General features: G+C 47.1%; 17 protein-coding genes and 1 pseudogene. 9 read left to right on the forward strand and 9 right to left on the reverse strand.

Translation table 11 applies throughout. The annotated features are described in order from the left end of the window. The first annotated feature begins 18 nt into the window (after positions 1-18). The gene (gene marA / locus FEK66_RS22015) at positions 19-402 is read left to right on the forward strand and encodes an MDR efflux pump AcrAB transcriptional activator MarA (RefSeq protein WP_130209255.1); all 384 of its coding nucleotides are present in this window, start codon (positions 19-21) and stop codon (positions 400-402) included. A 30-nt stretch (positions 403-432) separates the two neighbouring features. Continuing rightward, a complete protein-coding gene (marB, locus tag FEK66_RS22020) occupies positions 433-651 on the forward strand; it encodes a multiple antibiotic resistance protein MarB (protein WP_130209257.1) in 219 nt (72 codons plus the stop codon). 30 nt (positions 652-681) lie between these two features. On the opposite strand, the gene eamA is transcribed toward marB, so the two are convergent. Then, on the reverse strand, positions 682-1,581 hold the full coding sequence (eamA, locus tag FEK66_RS22025; RefSeq protein WP_130260617.1) for an O-acetylserine/cysteine exporter: 900 nt from the start codon (positions 1,579-1,581) through the stop codon (positions 682-684). A 194-nt stretch (positions 1,582-1,775) separates the two neighbouring features. On the opposite strand from eamA, the gene ydeE reads away from it, so the two are divergent. Next, on the forward strand, positions 1,776-2,963 hold the full coding sequence (gene ydeE, locus FEK66_RS22030; protein ID WP_130260616.1) for an efflux MFS transporter YdeE: 1,188 nt from the start codon (positions 1,776-1,778) through the stop codon (positions 2,961-2,963). Positions 2,964-3,003: 40 nt separating this feature from the next. Here ydeE and FEK66_RS22035 read toward each other — a convergent pair whose 3' ends face one another. Beyond that, the gene (locus tag FEK66_RS22035) at positions 3,004-3,399 is read right to left on the reverse strand and encodes a rhodanese-like domain-containing protein (protein ID WP_135495308.1); all 396 of its coding nucleotides are present in this window, start codon (positions 3,397-3,399) and stop codon (positions 3,004-3,006) included. Positions 3,400-3,493: 94 nt separating this feature from the next. On the opposite strand from FEK66_RS22035, the gene ftrA reads away from it, so the two are divergent. From ftrA to FEK66_RS26070, 3 genes and pseudogenes are all read left to right on the forward strand, one after another. Continuing rightward, entirely contained in the window at positions 3,494-4,465 is a 972-nt protein-coding gene (gene ftrA / locus FEK66_RS22040; protein ID WP_131161935.1) for a transcriptional regulator FtrA, read from the forward strand. A gap of 107 nt (positions 4,466-4,572) precedes the next feature. Beyond that, the gene (gene mgtS / locus FEK66_RS22045; protein ID WP_064529968.1) at positions 4,573-4,668 is read left to right on the forward strand and encodes a protein MgtS; all 96 of its coding nucleotides are present in this window, start codon (positions 4,573-4,575) and stop codon (positions 4,666-4,668) included. Next, a pseudogene (locus tag FEK66_RS26070) lies at positions 4,668-4,770 on the forward strand (hypothetical protein). Before mgtS ends, FEK66_RS26070 begins: the two are co-directional and overlap by 1 nt. Positions 4,771-4,884: 114 nt before the next feature. Here FEK66_RS26070 and FEK66_RS22050 read toward each other — a convergent pair. Then, positions 4,885-5,775, reverse strand: a complete 891-nt coding sequence (locus FEK66_RS22050) for a diguanylate cyclase (protein ID WP_130260615.1) — start codon at positions 5,773-5,775, stop codon at positions 4,885-4,887. Between the two features lie 363 nt (positions 5,776-6,138). Further along, the gene (gene dcp / locus FEK66_RS22055; protein ID WP_135495309.1) at positions 6,139-8,184 is read right to left on the reverse strand and encodes a peptidyl-dipeptidase Dcp; all 2,046 of its coding nucleotides are present in this window, start codon (positions 8,182-8,184) and stop codon (positions 6,139-6,141) included. 136 nt (positions 8,185-8,320) lie between these two features. Here dcp and ydfG point away from each other — a divergent pair, with 136 nt between their 5' ends. The 3 genes from ydfG (at position 8,321) to ydfZ (ending at position 10,221) form a co-directional block, all read left to right on the forward strand. Then, positions 8,321-9,067, forward strand: a complete 747-nt coding sequence (ydfG, locus tag FEK66_RS22060) for a bifunctional NADP-dependent 3-hydroxy acid dehydrogenase/3-hydroxypropionate dehydrogenase YdfG (protein WP_135410700.1) — start codon at positions 8,321-8,323, stop codon at positions 9,065-9,067. 88 nt (positions 9,068-9,155) lie between these two features. Next, on the forward strand, positions 9,156-9,842 hold the full coding sequence (gene rspR / locus FEK66_RS22065) for a DNA-binding transcriptional regulator rspR (RefSeq protein WP_130209269.1): 687 nt from the start codon (positions 9,156-9,158) through the stop codon (positions 9,840-9,842). A gap of 175 nt (positions 9,843-10,017) precedes the next feature. After that, positions 10,018-10,221, forward strand: coding sequence for a putative selenium delivery protein YdfZ (ydfZ, locus tag FEK66_RS22070; RefSeq protein WP_000214710.1), 204 nt, complete (start codon positions 10,018-10,020; stop codon positions 10,219-10,221). Between the two features lie 39 nt (positions 10,222-10,260). Here ydfZ and FEK66_RS22075 read toward each other — a convergent pair whose 3' ends face one another. The 5 genes from FEK66_RS22075 to FEK66_RS22095 all read right to left on the reverse strand — a co-directional run bounded on the left by FEK66_RS22075 (position 10,261) and on the right by FEK66_RS22095 (position 15,730). Beyond that, positions 10,261-11,721, reverse strand: coding sequence for a mannitol dehydrogenase family protein (locus tag FEK66_RS22075; RefSeq protein ID WP_135495310.1), 1,461 nt, complete (start codon positions 11,719-11,721; stop codon positions 10,261-10,263). 135 nt (positions 11,722-11,856) lie between these two features. Beyond that, on the reverse strand, positions 11,857-13,140 hold the full coding sequence (locus tag FEK66_RS22080; RefSeq protein ID WP_130260610.1) for a TRAP transporter large permease: 1,284 nt from the start codon (positions 13,138-13,140) through the stop codon (positions 11,857-11,859). 24 nt (positions 13,141-13,164) lie between these two features. After that, positions 13,165-13,641 carry a TRAP transporter small permease gene (locus tag FEK66_RS22085; protein WP_135410697.1) on the reverse strand — a complete coding sequence of 159 codons (477 nt, stop codon included), beginning with the start codon at positions 13,639-13,641 and terminating at the stop codon, positions 13,165-13,167. A 50-nt stretch (positions 13,642-13,691) separates the two neighbouring features. After that, positions 13,692-14,666, reverse strand: a complete 975-nt coding sequence (locus FEK66_RS22090; protein WP_135495311.1) for a TRAP transporter substrate-binding protein — start codon at positions 14,664-14,666, stop codon at positions 13,692-13,694. A gap of 44 nt (positions 14,667-14,710) precedes the next feature. Continuing rightward, the gene (locus FEK66_RS22095) at positions 14,711-15,730 is read right to left on the reverse strand and encodes a Zn-dependent oxidoreductase (RefSeq protein ID WP_135491347.1); all 1,020 of its coding nucleotides are present in this window, start codon (positions 15,728-15,730) and stop codon (positions 14,711-14,713) included. Positions 15,731-15,733 lie beyond the last annotated feature (3 nt).

Consider the following 15,733-nt stretch of genomic DNA (forward strand, 5'->3'; position numbering starts at 1 on the left):
AAAAAAAGAGGTATGACGATGTCCAGACGCAATACTGACGCTATTACCATTCATAGCATTTTGGACTGGATCGAGGACAACCTGGAATCACCACTGTCACTGGAAAAAGTGTCAGAGCGTTCAGGTTATTCCAAATGGCACCTGCAACGGATGTTTAAAAAAGAAACCGGCCATTCATTAGGTCAATACATCCGCAGCCGTAAGATGACAGAAATCGCGCAAAAGCTGAAAGAAAGCAACGAGCCCATCCTCTATCTGGCAGAACGTTATGGTTTCGAGTCACAGCAAACGCTGACTCGCACCTTCAAAAATTACTTTGATGTTCCACCGCATAAATATCGGATGACCAATATGCAGTGCGAGTCGCGGTATTTGCATCCATTGAACCATTACAACAGTTAATAAAAATGTGACAACGTCACTGAGGCAATCATGAAACCACTTTTATCCGCAATGGTAACCGCGCTTATTCTGTTTTCCGCGCAGAGCTTTGCGGAGCAAACCTCGCAACCGGTCGTTACTTCCTGTGGCGATGTGGTGATTGTTCCCCCATCGCAGGAACAACCACCGTTCGATTTAAATCACATGGGTACAGGCAGTGACAAATCGGATGCGCTGGGCGTGCCCTATTATAACCAACACGCCATGTAGTTTATTCAGGCCCCGGCATATCGGGGCTTGTTAGCCTCTCACCTTCACCGCTTTACGCCACCGCAAACCAAACACATTGATATACAGTCCGGTCATAATAAGCACGGCACCTAAGAATTGCAGACCTGTTAGGCGTTCATCCAGCAGTAACGCTGCACTTGCCAGACCGACTACCGGCACCAGTAATGATAAGGGGGCGACACGCCATGTCTCATAGCGTCCAAGCAGCGTACCCCAGATCCCGTAACCAACTATCGTCGCCACAAATGCCAGATACATCAACGCCAGAATGGTGGTCATGTCGATAGTGACCAGACTGTGAATCATTTTTTCGGCGCCATCGAGAATGAGCGAGGCGACAAAAAACGGGATTATCGGGATTAATGCGCTCCAGACGACCAGAGACATCACTGCCGGACGGGATGAATGAGACATGATCTTTTTATTGAAGATATTGCCACTCGCCCAACTAAATGCCGCCGCCAGGGTCAAAATAAAACCGAGCATCGCCACATGCTGACCGTTAAAGCTATCTTCGATTAACACCAGTACACCAAAGATCGCTAACGCAATCCCCGCCAGTTGCTTACCGTGCAGCCGTTCGCCAAAAGTAAAAGCACCGAGCACGATAGTAAAAAACGCCTGAGCCTGTAAGACCAGCGAGGCTAGCCCTGCCGGCATACCGAAGTTAATGGCGCAAAAGAGAAAGGCAAACTGCGCAAAACTGATGGTTAAACCATACCCCAGCAGTAAATTCAGCGGTACTTTTGGTCGCGCCACGAAAAAGATTGCCGGGAAGGCGACCAGCATAAAGCGTAAACCGGCCAGCATCAGCGGTGGCATGTTATGGAGCCCCACTTTGATGACCACAAAATTAAGCCCCCATACAACGACGACTAATAGCGCCAACAACCCATCTTTCCGCGACATTTTCCCGCCTCTGAATTTTCATTTTTTGTCAGCAATCAACTTAGCTGAATTTACTTTTCTTTAACAGTTCATTCGTTAATCACCGTTTACCACGGCATTAATGGCAAATAAGTCGCTATACTTCGGATTTTTGCCATGCTATTTCTTTACATCTCAAAAACAAAACATAACGAAATGCATTGTCGGACAGCCAAATGAACTTATCTCTGAGACGCTCTACTTGCGCCCTTCTCGCCTCGTCGTTGTTATTAACTATCGGACGCGGTGCCACGCTGCCATTTATGACTATTTACTTGAGTCGCCAGTACAGTCTGGGTGTCGATCTCATTGGTTATGCGATGACAATTGCGCTCACTATTGGTGTCGTTTTTAGCCTCGGTTTTGGTATCCTGGCGGATAAGTTCGACAAGAAACGCTATATGTTACTGGCAATTACGGCCTTCGCCAGCGGTTTTATTGCCATTCCCCTGGTGGACAGCGTCACGCTGGTGGTACTGTTTTTCGCGCTCATCAACTGCGCCTATTCCGTTTTTGCCACAGTGTTGAAAGCCTGGTTTGCCGACAATCTTTCATCCACCAGCAAAACGAAGATCTTCTCGATCAACTACACCATGCTCAATATTGGCTGGACCGTCGGCCCGCCACTCGGCACGCTGTTGGTCATGCAGAGCATCAATCTGCCCTTTTGGCTGGCAGCTATCTGCTCTGCGTTTCCCATGTTATTCATTCAAATTTGGGTAAAGCGCAGTGAGAAAATCATCGCCACAGAAACAGGCAGCGTCTGGTCGCCAAAGGTTTTGTTACGGGATAAAGCGCTGCTGTGGTTCACCTGCTCTGCCTTTCTGGCCTCTTTCGTGAGCGGTGCCTTTGCCTCTTGTATCTCGCAATATGTGATGGTCATAGCGGATAGTGGTTTTGCAGAAAAAGTGGTCGCAGTGGTTCTGCCTGTTAATGCCGCTATGGTAGTTACGTTGCAGTATTCCGTTGGGCGGCGTATTAACCCGACCAACATACGCGCGCTGATGACGGTAGGCACACTCTGTTTTGTCGTCGGTCTGGTCGGTTTTATTTTTTCCGGAAACAGCCTGCTATTGTGGGGAATTTCAGCCGCGGTATTTACTGTTGGTGAAATTATTTATGCTCCCGGTGAGTATATGTTGATTGACCATATTGCGCCGCCTGGAATGAAAGCCAGCTATTTTTCCGCCCAGTCATTAGGCTGGTTGGGGGCAGCGGTAAATCCATTAGTGAGTGGTGTTGTGCTGACCACTCTCCCGTCTTCCTCGCTGTTTATCATCCTGGCGGTAGTCATCATTGCCGCGTGGGCGCTGATGTTAAAAGGTATTAACGCCAGACCCCAGGGGCAGCCAGCACTCTGTTGACATTCGTGCCGTGCCACTACTGGCACGGCTTTGCTAATCATTATTCTGAGGCAAAGGCATAGCCTTCATCTTCCCAACCGGTTATCCCGCCGAGCATGATTTTAACCGGCTTTCCGAGTCGAGCCAGTTTGAGTGCCGCACGGTCTGCACCATTACAATGTGGCCCCGCGCAATACACCACAAATAGCGTATCGTCCGGCCATTCGGCCATTCTTTCTGCGGTCATTTGCTTATGGGGTAAATGGAAAGCGCCTGGGATATGCCGACGAGCGAAGTCCTCTTCACGACCAACCACATGAAGTAAAACGAAATCATCGCCAATATAAGCCAGAGAGTCATGAACATCGGCACAATCTGTTTCGACACTCAAGCGCGCGAGAAAATGCGCCTCAGCAACCTCTGGCTTCGCTGTGGTAAATTCAGTGACATAACGCATAGTGCTTTTTCCTTTTGGTTTGTTGTGTTAACAATAATGTAACCAATCTACTTTTCACTGACCGCCTCCCGATATGCCAGAAAAGAGCAAAATGATGACAACGTTACAACGCCCGCTGGTCGTTGCACTGGCTTATGACGGGCTATGTACTTTCGAATTTGGCGTAGCCGTTGAAATATTCGGCCTGCCACGACCGGAACTGGGCGATAACTGGTATCGTTTTGCCGTTGCTGCGGTAGAGCCTGGTGCGCTGCAAGCCACCGGGGGGATCCACGTGGTGGCAGATGGAGGGCTGGAATTATTGCCCAACGCCGATATGGTTATTATTCCTGGCTGGCGTGGAATAGATGCAAAAGTGCCAGAGATGCTATGTCAGTCATTGCGCGAAGCACACCAGCGCGGTACCCGCCTGGTATCGATATGCTCTGGCGTGTTTGTCCTTGCCGCTGCGGGCCTTCTTCACCAGCGAAAAGCGACCACCCACTGGCGCTACACTGAACAACTCCAGCACCGTTACCCTTCAATCAGCGTAAGTGACAATGTGTTATATCAGGATGAAGGACAAGTGATGACCTCCGCCGGAAGCGCCGCGGGGATCGATCTGTGTTTACATATCGTGCGCAAAGATTTTGGCCATGAGATTGCTAATAATGTCGCCCGACGGCTGGTCATACAGCCACATCGCCAGGGGGATCAACCACAAAATCTGACGCGCCCAATGGCCTCACCGCGTGAAAGTCAGACGTTAGGTGCATTATTCGACTTTTTGCAGCAGAATCTGGCACAAACACATACGGTGTCTTCCCTCGCCGAGCGGGTAAATATGAGTCCGCGCACTTTTTTGAGACGTTTTGAGGCCTTAACCGGCATGACGCCCGCCCGCTGGCTGCTCAATGAGCGCTTAATACGAGTTCAGGATTATCTGCAAAATTCGGCTTTTAACATCGATAAAATTGCCGAGCTGACGGGTTTTGGCAATTCAGCGTTATTGCGTCATCACTTTCACCAACGTTTTTTATTATCCCCTTCGCAATATCGTAAAAACATCCATTCCCCATCACAATAACCGCCTGATTCAGCCTTTGTTTAGGTAATCTCTGCTAATATCTTTCTCATTGAGATGAAAATTAAGGTAAGCGAGGAAACACACCACACAATAAACGGAGGAAGATAATGTTGGGTAATATGAATGTTTTTATAGCTGTTCTGGGAATAATTTTATTTTCTGGCTTTCTGGCCGCATATTTCAGCTACAAATGGGATGACTAATGAACGGAGATAATCCCTCACCTAACCGGCCCCTTGTTACAGTTGTGTGCAAGGGGCCTGATTTTCTGACCGCAAAAAAAACCGCCAGTAAACCGGCGGTGAATGCTTGCATGGATCGATTTGTGTTTTGCTTTTACGCTATCAGGCATTTCTCTGCGCTGGTAACGGTTCTTTGACACAGTAGCATTATTTTTCTCAATGAATGTTAAACAGAGCTTAAACTCGGGCTATCACACTCTGCTCGTCAATAAACATGCAGCGATTTCTTCCGGTCTGCTTGCCTTCGTACATTGCTCTGTCAGCCCTTCCAATAACCACATCCAACGGTTCTTCAGGAAACGCGCGGCTCACGCCAGCGGTCACTGTTATTGGGATATGTCCGCCAGGATGCGCTATGGCATGGTTATCGACTAACTGACAAATACGTACCCCAGCACGACACGCCTCAGCATCATTTTGCGCTTTGATGATAATAATAAACTCTTCACCACCATAGCGATAAACCGTATCGTAGTCACGCGTCCAACCGGCTAAGTAAGTCGCCAGGGTTCGTAATACCACATCACCGATTAAATGTCCGTAGGTATCATTAACCAGTTTAAATCGGTCTATATCCAGCAGCATTAAATAAAGATTTAATGGTTCAGCATTACGTAATTGATGCTCAAAGGATTCATCAAGTACCCGACGGCCAGGTAATCCCGTCAATACATCCATATTGCTACGAATAGTCAGCAAATAAATTTTGTAATCTGTTAATGCTGCGGTAAAAGAAAGCAACCCTTCCTGAAATTCGTCAAAATGAACTTCCTGCCAGCGATTTTCGACAATAGCCAGCATTAATTCCCGGCCACAGTTATGCATATGCTGATGGGTAGAATCTATTATCCGAACGTAGGGTAATTCATCACTATCGAGTGGTCCATGATGATCAAGCCACCGACCAAACTGGCACAGTTCATAAGAATGGTTATCCGTAATTTCTGGCTGACTGGTATCCCTCGCTACCACGCTATGAAACATACTCACCAGCCACTGGTAATGGGCATCGATAGCCTTATTGAGATCTAACAAGATAGCATCGATTTCCGTTGTCTTCTTGATCATTGCCACTCCTTTTTCACAATTCCTTGTGCGCTCTATTATAACGAGAGAAAAGAAAATTTATGTCAACAATTCCATAGAAAAAACATTAATTAATGGATAAAAATATAACAGCGTGATTTAAAACAAAATAAACAGAAAAAAGTGATTAAATCTGTCAGAACACGTTAAATTCAAGCCAGAAGATATAATACCGATTATGCCAAAGAGAAGAAGGTAATGGCCTGAAAGATTAGGGCTTTTGGCAGTATTATAAATCCAATTATTTCTGCAAATGTACGCAGATCCCGGATAACTAAAAAAGAAATGAACAGCATATTATAATATAGCACCGGACTGGATGTAGCCCGGTGCTATATGGGGGAATTATACGTTCAAGCCGCGATGTTGCAGCATCGGTGTAATCTGTGGTGCCTTACCTCGCCATTGGCGATACAGGTGTTCTAAATCTTCGCTATTACCTTTGGAAAGGATAGCGTCGCGAAAACGTTGCCCATTTTCACGCGTTAAACCACCCTCCTCGACAAACCATTGATAACCATCGTCTGCCAGCATTTGCGTCCACAGATACGCGTAGTAACCCGCCGCATATCCGCCACCAAAAATGTGAGCGAAATAACTGCTGCGATAACGCGGCGGTACAGCGGGAAGATCCATGTTTTCCGCCGCCAGCGCCCGAAGTTCGAAATCGTCCACGTCGTGGCGTGCTTCATTCTCCTCCAGACAATGCCAGCGCATATCAAGAAGTGCTGCGCTAAGTAACTCGCTCATCTCGTAGCCCTTATTAAACAGGCTGGCATTGCGCATTTTCTGTTGTAACTCTTCCGGCATGGTTTCTCCGGTTTGGTAATGCCTCGCATAGCGAGAGAATACCTGCGGATTTGTCGCCCAGTGTTCGTTTATTTGTGAAGGGAACTCGACGAAATCACGTGGCGTGTTGGTGCCAGAAAGCGTCGCATAACGTTGGCTGGCAAACAGGCCGTGCAGCGTATGACCAAATTCATGGAATAAGGTTATAACATCGTCCCACAATAACAATGCAGGTTCGCCTGTCGCTGGTTTCTGGTAATTGCAAACATTGTAAATAACGGGACGTGTGTCATTGAGCGTAGATTGCTCAACAAAATTCCCCATCCACGCGCCGCCGCTTTTGGAATCACGGGCAAAGAAATCACCGTAAAATAGCGCAAGCCCGACTCCATTATGGTCAAATATTTCCCATACGCGCACATCCGGGTGATAGACAGGTATATCAAAGCGCTCGACAAATTTAATGCCGAAAAGCTGGTTGGCAGTCCAGAATACTCCCTCATTCAACACCGTGTTCAATTCGAAATAAGGTTTGAGCTGCGCTTCATCGAGACAGAATTTCTCGCGTCTTACCTGCTCAGCATAAAATGCCCAGTCCCACGGCTGGACGCTAAATCCGCCTTGCTGCTTTTCGATAACCGCCTGAATAGACGACAGTTCATCGTCTGCTCGCTTACGCGCGGCCGGGACAATTTCACGCATGAAGTTAAGTGCTGCTTCGGGTGTTTTTGCCATCTGGTCGGCGATTTTCCACGCAGCATAATGAGGGAAACCAAGCAGTTTCGCCTGCTGCGCGCGGATCTCCACCAGCCGTTGAATAATGGCACGGGTATCGTTAGCGTCATTTTTTTCTGCCCGCGTCCAGCTCGCAGTAAACAGTTTTTCACGCGTCGCGCGATCGCGCAGTTCGGCAAGCGCCGGTTGCTGGGTGGTATTCAGTAGTGGGATAAGCCACTTGTTATCCAGACCTTTCTCGCACGCTGCATCCGCCGCCAGGGCAATATCTTGCTCACTCATCCCCGCCAGTTGCTCAATATCGTCAACCACCAGCCCACCGGATTTGTTCGCCGCCAATAACCGCTGGTTAAACTGACTGATGAGGGTCGCAGCCTCTGTATTCAGCACTTTTAATTTTGCCTTATCGGCCTCTGCAAGTCTGGCCCCGGCAAGAACAAAACGTTGATGAATCACCTCGAGCAGTCGAATGGATTCGCTATCAAGACTCAGAGATTCACGGCGCTGCCAGATGGCATCGACCCGAGCGAACAATTCGCCGTTCAGGTAAATGTCATTAGCCAGTTCCGCAAGTTCTGCCGAGAATTGTTCATCAAGACGCTGTAATTCATCGTTGGTATGCGCCGAGGTCATAGCGAAGAAGACACTGGTCACACGTGTGAGTAATTCCCCGCTCTTTTCAAGAGCCAGAATAGTGTTAGTAAAATCGGGCGTCTGCGGGTTTAACGCTATCGCTTCTATCTCAGCCCGCTTTTGCCGCATCCCCTCGTCGAATGCCGGGCGATAGTGATGATTTGCAATCTGATCAAAATGGGGCGCCATATAAGGCAGCGTGCTCTGCGTAAGAAAAGGATTCGTCGTTGACATTTTCTACTCCTGAAAACGAGGTGTTCCATAGCGTAGGCTTACTGATAACGGAGTGCAATGTTGCAAACCAGTATTACCCGCTCTTAAGCATCACGTGCTATGTTAGTGACACACAAAAGCGTTGAGGAACAGTGAGATGATCGTATTAGTAACTGGAGCAACGGCTGGTTTTGGTGAATGCATTACTCGTCGTTTTATTCAACAAGGGCATAAAGTTATCGCTACTGGTCGCCGTCAGGAGCGGTTGCAGGAGTTAAAAGACGAGCTGGGAGATAATCTGTATATCGCCCAACTGGACGTCCGTAACCGCGCCGCCATTGAAGAAATGCTGGCATTGCTTCCTGCCGAATGGAGTGAGATTGATATTCTGGTGAACAATGCTGGACTGGCGCTGGGTATGGAACCTGCACATAAAGCGAGCGTTGAAGACTGGGAAACCATGATTGATACCAACAATAAGGGCCTCGTGTATATGACGCGGGCAGTCCTGCCGGGCATGGTTGAGCGCAATCGTGGTCACATTATTAACATTGGTTCAACGGCGGGTAGCTGGCCATATGCAGGTGGCAACGTCTACGGTGCGACAAAAGCCTTTGTTCGTCAGTTCAGCCTGAATCTACGCACAGATCTGCACGGTACGGCAGTACGTGTCACAGACATCGAACCGGGACTGGTAGGCGGCACCGAATTTTCCAATGTCCGTTTTAAAGGCGATGACGGCAAAGCAGAAAAAACCTATCAAAATACCGTTGCGCTGACGCCAGAAGATGTCAGCGAAGCCGTCTGGTGGGTAGCCACTCTTCCCGCTCACGTTAACATCAATACCCTGGAAATGATGCCGGTTACCCAAAGCTATGCCGGGTTGAATGTCCATCGGCATTAATTTTTATACCCGGCCTCACCGCCGGGTTATTGCTTGTCACAAAAAAGTGGTAGACTCTTGCGGTTAACCCACTCAAAAGCAATAACGAATGACCGTCGAAACACAACTTAATCCCACACAGCCTGTCAATCAGCAAATTTATCGTATTCTTCGTCGCGACATTGTGCATTGCCTGATTGCACCAGGTACGCCGTTGTCGGAAAAAGAAGTTTCTGTTCGTTTCAATGTGTCACGTCAGCCGGTTCGCGAAGCCTTCATTAAACTGGCTGAAAACGGCCTGATTCAAATTCGCCCGCAGCGTGGCAGCTACGTCAATAAAATCTCCATGACCCAGGTTCGCAATGGCAGTTTTATTCGACAGGCCATTGAGTGCGCGGTGGCACGGCGGGCAGCGAGCATGATCACTGAAAGCCAGTGCTACCAACTTGAGCAAAATCTTCATCAGCAACGCATTGCCATTGAGCGCAAGCAACTGGATGATTTTTTTGAACTTGATGACAACTTCCATCAGCTCCTGACTCAGATTGCTGACTGTCAACTCGCGTGGGATACCATTGAGAATCTGAAAGCGACCGTTGATCGCGTACGCTATATGAGTTTCGACCGCGTCTCCCCACCAGAAATGCTGTTACGCCAACATCTCGATATTTTCTCTGCTCTGCAAAAACGTGATGGCGATGCCGTAGAACGTGCAATGTCGCAACATTTGCATGAAATCAGCGAATCTGTGCGCCAGATCCGCCAGGAAAATAGCGACTGGTTCAGCGAAGAGTAATTCTTTACCTCTCATCCCATTCGGGGTGAGAGTTCATCCCCCTTCTTCTGGTTTATGCAAGCATCAAAAAAGATGTGAACTTGATCATAAACAAAAAAAAATTCACTCGACAGGAGTATTTATATTGCGCCCGTTACGTGGGCTTCGACTGTAAATCAGAAAGGAGAAAACACCTATGACGACCTACGATCGTAACCGTAACGCAATCACTACTGGCAGCCGTGTTATGGTTAGCGGCACCGGTCACACTGGCAAGATCCTGTCGATTGATACTGAAGGTCTGACCGCAGAGCAAATCCGCCGCGGTAAAACCGTAGTAGTTGAAGGTTGTGATGAAAAACTCGCGCCTCTGGACCTGATTCGTCTCGGCATGAACTAAGCGTGTGAATGCCGCCGATGGCGGCATTGCTGTCACTTATCACTTCACCGCATATTTCGCCACGGTCGCTTTCGCGCCATGCGCTAATAAAGACAAATACGCTTCCGTCACCTTTGCTGTGAACAACGCATTGTTCGGCAAATCATCACCAAATATCGCATTAATCGCCATCAAGGACTGCACGCGCACTTGCCCTTCTGCACTACTTTGCACGGCCTCCTGAATGACCGGTAATAACGGGTCACTAATTTCGATGGGATTACCCTGCTCATCAACACCGCCGACATACCGCATCCAACCGGCGACGCCAAGCGCCAACAGATCGAACGCGCTGCCCTGTTTCAGATGCCAGCGAATGGAATCCAGCATTCGCTGCGGGAGTTTCTGACTGCCATCCATCGCAATCTGCCAGGTTCGATGGCGTAACGCTGGGTTACTGTAGCGTTCAATCAGTCGATCCGCATAATTTTGCAGATCCACGCCCTGCACTTTCAGCGTCGGCGCCTGTTCCTGCAACATCAAGGCATGTGCCGCACGGCGATAATTTTCATCTTCCATGCAGTCATTAATATGCTGATATCCGGCCAAATAGCCCAGATACGCCAGGAATGAATGACTGCCGTTGAGCATACGCAGTTTCATCTCTTCATAAGGCAGCACATCGCTGACCAGTTCAGAACCTGCTTTTTGCCATTCCGGACGTCCGGCAACAAAGTTATCTTCAATAACCCACTGACGGAACGGTTCACAGGCTACACCTGCTGGATCGCGCACACCGGTGAGCTGCTCTATTTTATTCAGCGTTTCAGCCGTCACCGCCGGGACAATGCGATCGACCATTGTCGAAGGAAAAGTCACGTTTTCGACAATCCATTGCGCCAGTTCCGCATCAACAGCATGCGCATAAGACGTGACAACGTCACGCATTACATGACCATTTTCCGGCATATTGTCGCACGACATCACCGTAAATGCCGGTAACCCTGCGGCCTTGCGCCGGGCCAGCGCCTCCACAATAACCCCTGGTGCCGTTTTCGGCTGGTGGGGATTGTTTAGATCGTCAACGATCATTGGGTGATCCAGCATTAACTGCCCGGTCGCCGGAGAGTGAAAATAGCCTTTCTCTGTAATAGTCAGAGAAACAATTGCAATTTGCGGTTCGCACATGGCAGCAAGCACAGCGTCTAAACCGTCTATTTGCACGTGCAACGCTTTTTTCACTACCCCCACTACACGAGCGGTCCAGGCATCGGCCGACATTTCCGCAACGGTATAGAGATTATCTTGCTGTTTTAGATCAGCTATTTGCTGTTCACCGCCAATCAAGTTCACTTCATAGTAACCCCAATCGCTGTGATGCTCGGCAGCCAGGATGTCGGCATACACACCCTGATGCGCGCGATGAAATGCGCCAAAACCTAAATGAACAATTTTGGGCGCCAGGTTATTACGATCATAACCAGGGAGTGTCGCTCTGGCGTTAAAAAGTCTGTTTTCCATAAGAAGACCTGTTTCTGTCAATTAAACTACGACGTATCTGTTGCAAATATCGCAGTGGTATATTTTTTCTCTTATCATTAGCGAAAGCCCGGCCACACTATCGGAAAATATAACCGGGTAACGAATAAAAATGGATTATTTCATACCTAGCAATGCCGGTAGCCACAGCGAAAGTCCCGGAATATAAGAAACCATAAATAGCAAAATGATATTTCCTGTAATAAACGGAATTACCGCTTTACTGATCTCTCCTAAAGAAACACGGGCAATTCCCTGCGAAACGAAGAGGCACACGCCAACAGGTGGTGTCGTCAGGCCGATAACAAGATTCATTACCATCATTACTGCAAAATGGATTGGATCCATACCGATAGCGGTCGCAACTGATAGTAATGGAGTAAAGAGAATCAATAGTGCTGCGATGGTTTCCATGAACATTCCAACCAACAACAGCAGCAGGTTAATCATTAGAATTAACAAATATTTGTTGCTTGTAATAGATAACATGCCATCAGCAATTTGCTGCGGGATCCCTTCAGATGTCAGGATCCAGGCAAAAACATTGGCGAAACCAACCAGCATCAAAATGCCAGCCGTACCGCTGATGCTTTCCATCATACATCCCATGAATTTGCTCACAGTCAAGTCACCATAGACAAAAAAGCCCACGATCAACGAAAACACAACAGCAAATACAGATGCTTCAGTCGGAGTAAACAGACCAGTAACCAAACCGCCGATAATCATGACCGGCATTAAAATTGCCCAGATCGCCCCACGCGTAGCATGTAACCGTTGACGAAATGTAGCCCGCTCGCCTTTTGGATAACCCCGTTTATGCGCCAGGTACCATGCGATACTGGCCATGGTTAAGCCCATCATTAAACCAGGAACTGCCCCAGCGATAAAAAGTTTACCCACTGACAAACCGGTTAACGTACCAACAATGATCATTGGTACACTGGGCGGAATAATTGGACCGACTGTCGATGCCACTGCAGTTATTGCCCCAGAAAATGGTGCATCGTAACCACTGCGTTTCATTGCGGGGATCATTACTGATCCAATGCTGGCGGCTTCGGAAACTGCCGTGCCGGAAATACCTGCAAAGATCATTGAACCGCTAACGTTGGCCATTGCTAAACCGCCACGAATGTGACCCAGCCATGCGTTACTGAAAGATACAATTCGGTCAGTAATGCCGCCGCCGTTCATTAATCCTCCCGCCAGCAAAAAACCGGGGATACAAAGCAGTACAAAAGAGTCCATACCACTAAAGAACTGATTCGCCATAATGGCGAGTCCCATATCAGTAACCAGTAGATAGAAGATTGACGATAACGCAAGGGAGAAAATAACCGGAACTCCCAGCATAAGTGAAACAAAGAATATCACAAACAGACCAATAGTTGGATTCATGCGCTGTTCTCACATTAGATAATTCTATTTTCGCCCTTGCGGCGTAAAATCCCGAATCAAATTAAACAAAGTAAAAAGCGATATGTTTCCGGTAATGATAATCACCGAGGATGTCACCCATGCCTGTGAAATAGGCAGTGTAGTAGCCATACGCCACATTGTGCTTTCTACATATTCTACGGAATTGATCATTAGAGTAATTGAGCAGGTAAGAATAACCAAATCAATAAGTAGCACCAGATATTTCTTCAAACCAGATGGCAGCAGACTTACTACCAAATCAACGTTCACCAATTCACGTTTACCCGTTGCCAGTGCACAACCAAATGCGACAACGTAAACCAGTAGAAAGCGAGCGACCTCCTCTGTCCATGCTGGCGAACTTATTGGTAATGGCCGAGATATAACCTGGAGCAATACTACACCAATGAGCGCAATTAATAAAACCGTACCAATAGTTAAATAAATTTTTTCTATATATCCATATAACTTATTAAACATATTTTCCCCTCAGTAGCTCAAAAAGGGGGAATATCTCCCCCCGTTTAATATTATTTTGTTGCTCGAGCTTTTTCGTAAAGAGGTTTGATTTGTGGATTAATTGATTTTTCAACTGATTCATTTGCTATCCGAGCAAACTCGTTCTGATGTACATCAACCAGCGTCATCCCTTTCGCTTGCAGAGCTTCAACTAATTTAGCTTCATCCTGTAAATATAGTTCGTGTTCATAGGCCTGTGCCTCTTTGCCTGCATCAATAATAGCCTGCTGGTATTCTGGCTTCAGCTTATTAAACTTCTTCGTCCCCATAACCAGATAGATCCAGCTACGAACATGTTCTGTCCGGTTAAGATACTTCTGCACTTCAAAGAAACTACCACTCATAATCATAGAAAGTGGATTTTCCTGCCCTTCAATCACTCCCTGCTGCAAGCCAGTAAAGACTTCAGAAAATGCCATTGGTGTCGGTTGCGCGCCCAAATCTTTCCAAACGTTGATGAACATTGGTACGTTCGGTAAACGTAGAGTTAACCCTTTAAGTTCTTCCGGATTGGTAATCGGACGGTTAGACGTCAGGTTACGGGGGCCGCGTTCAAACCAGGCGATGGTTTTCAGTTTCACACGCTCTTCAATATCTTTGGATATTTGTGCGCCAACTTCACCATTAACAATTTTTGCCATTTGTTCTGAAGAAGTAATCATATAAGGCACTGCCAGCAATGCCGCAGAAGGTGCCCAGTTTTGTAATGACTCACCTGTAATGGTCATATCAACGCTTCCTAGCTGAATTGCGTTAATAATATCCATTTCTTTACCTAATGATTCATTAGGATAGATTTTAACTTCTACCGCATTATTTGTTTTTTGCTTTACCAACTCAGCAAACTTCAGTGAGGCTTTATGCCAACTATGTTCTTCATTTACAGGATGCCCTAATTTTAGGGTAACATTTGCGGCGATAGCTGAAAAACTTAATAATCCACCAAACAGAGTACAAAGTGCCAGAGATAGCTTTTTCTTTTCCATGATTAATGTTCCTTTGTAGGTACAGTTACTTTTATATAAGACATTCAGGACTCGGGGAATTTCAATAATACTTTGCACAGCCCTTCTTGTTGAGACTCGATGAGTTTAAATGCTTTATGTACATGTTGAATATCAAAAACATGACTTATAATATTCTCCGGGTGAATTAATCCCATCACCATCCACTCAATAACTGTAGGGAACATACGACAATTTAAACGCGATGAATAGAGGGTTAACTCACGACGAGTTAATTCTTGTTGCGCTATTGCGGACGGTGTCGCAGAAAAACCTAAAAGTCCAATTCGCCCGGCGGGAGAGATTAACGTCACGGCTTCTTCCAGGATAGATGGATGGCAAACCGCATCATAAATTAACGTAGGTGTTAGTTTATTATTGTGCAGAAATTCCCGTAATGAACCATTCCGGTTATTAAAAGTATGAGTCGCACCACAACGTCCTGCCATAAGCAGGCGATCTTCGCGTTGATCCACCACAATTACTGGAATCTGCCAGACGTTACACAAAACATCAATAATTGTTAAACCTGCCGGACCTGCTCCATATACCAGTGCAACATCCGTTGGGAAAACCCCCGTACGATTGGTTACATTGGCGGCTACCGCATACGGTTCAATTGCCGCTGCAAGGTTTGCTGGTATAGATTCCGGCACTCGCCAGATGTTAGTTGCTGGAACACAGGTATAATCGGTAAAGCCACCATCGCGATGAACGCCTAATACGTTTAAGCTTTCGCACACATTCGGGCGCCCAATTGAACATGGATAACAATGACCGCAGCTAATGACAGGATCAACCACGACGCGTTCACCAATGCGTTGCGGAGAGATATTGTCCCCTACACTGGTTATCGTTCCGACAAATTCATGTCCTACGATACGAGGGTAAACCGCAAAAGGATTTGCGCCATGATAAATATGCAGGTCTGAACCACATATCCCTGCATACTCAACTTTGACACAAACTTCATCAGCTTTTGGCGCAGAAGAAACGCTATCAATCAGATGCATTTGTCCAGGTTTTTCAACCACAACACTAACCATATA

The sequence above is a fragment of the Escherichia sp. E1130 genome, from assembly GCF_005781065.1.
Classification (GTDB): Bacteria; Pseudomonadota; Gammaproteobacteria; order Enterobacterales; family Enterobacteriaceae; genus Escherichia.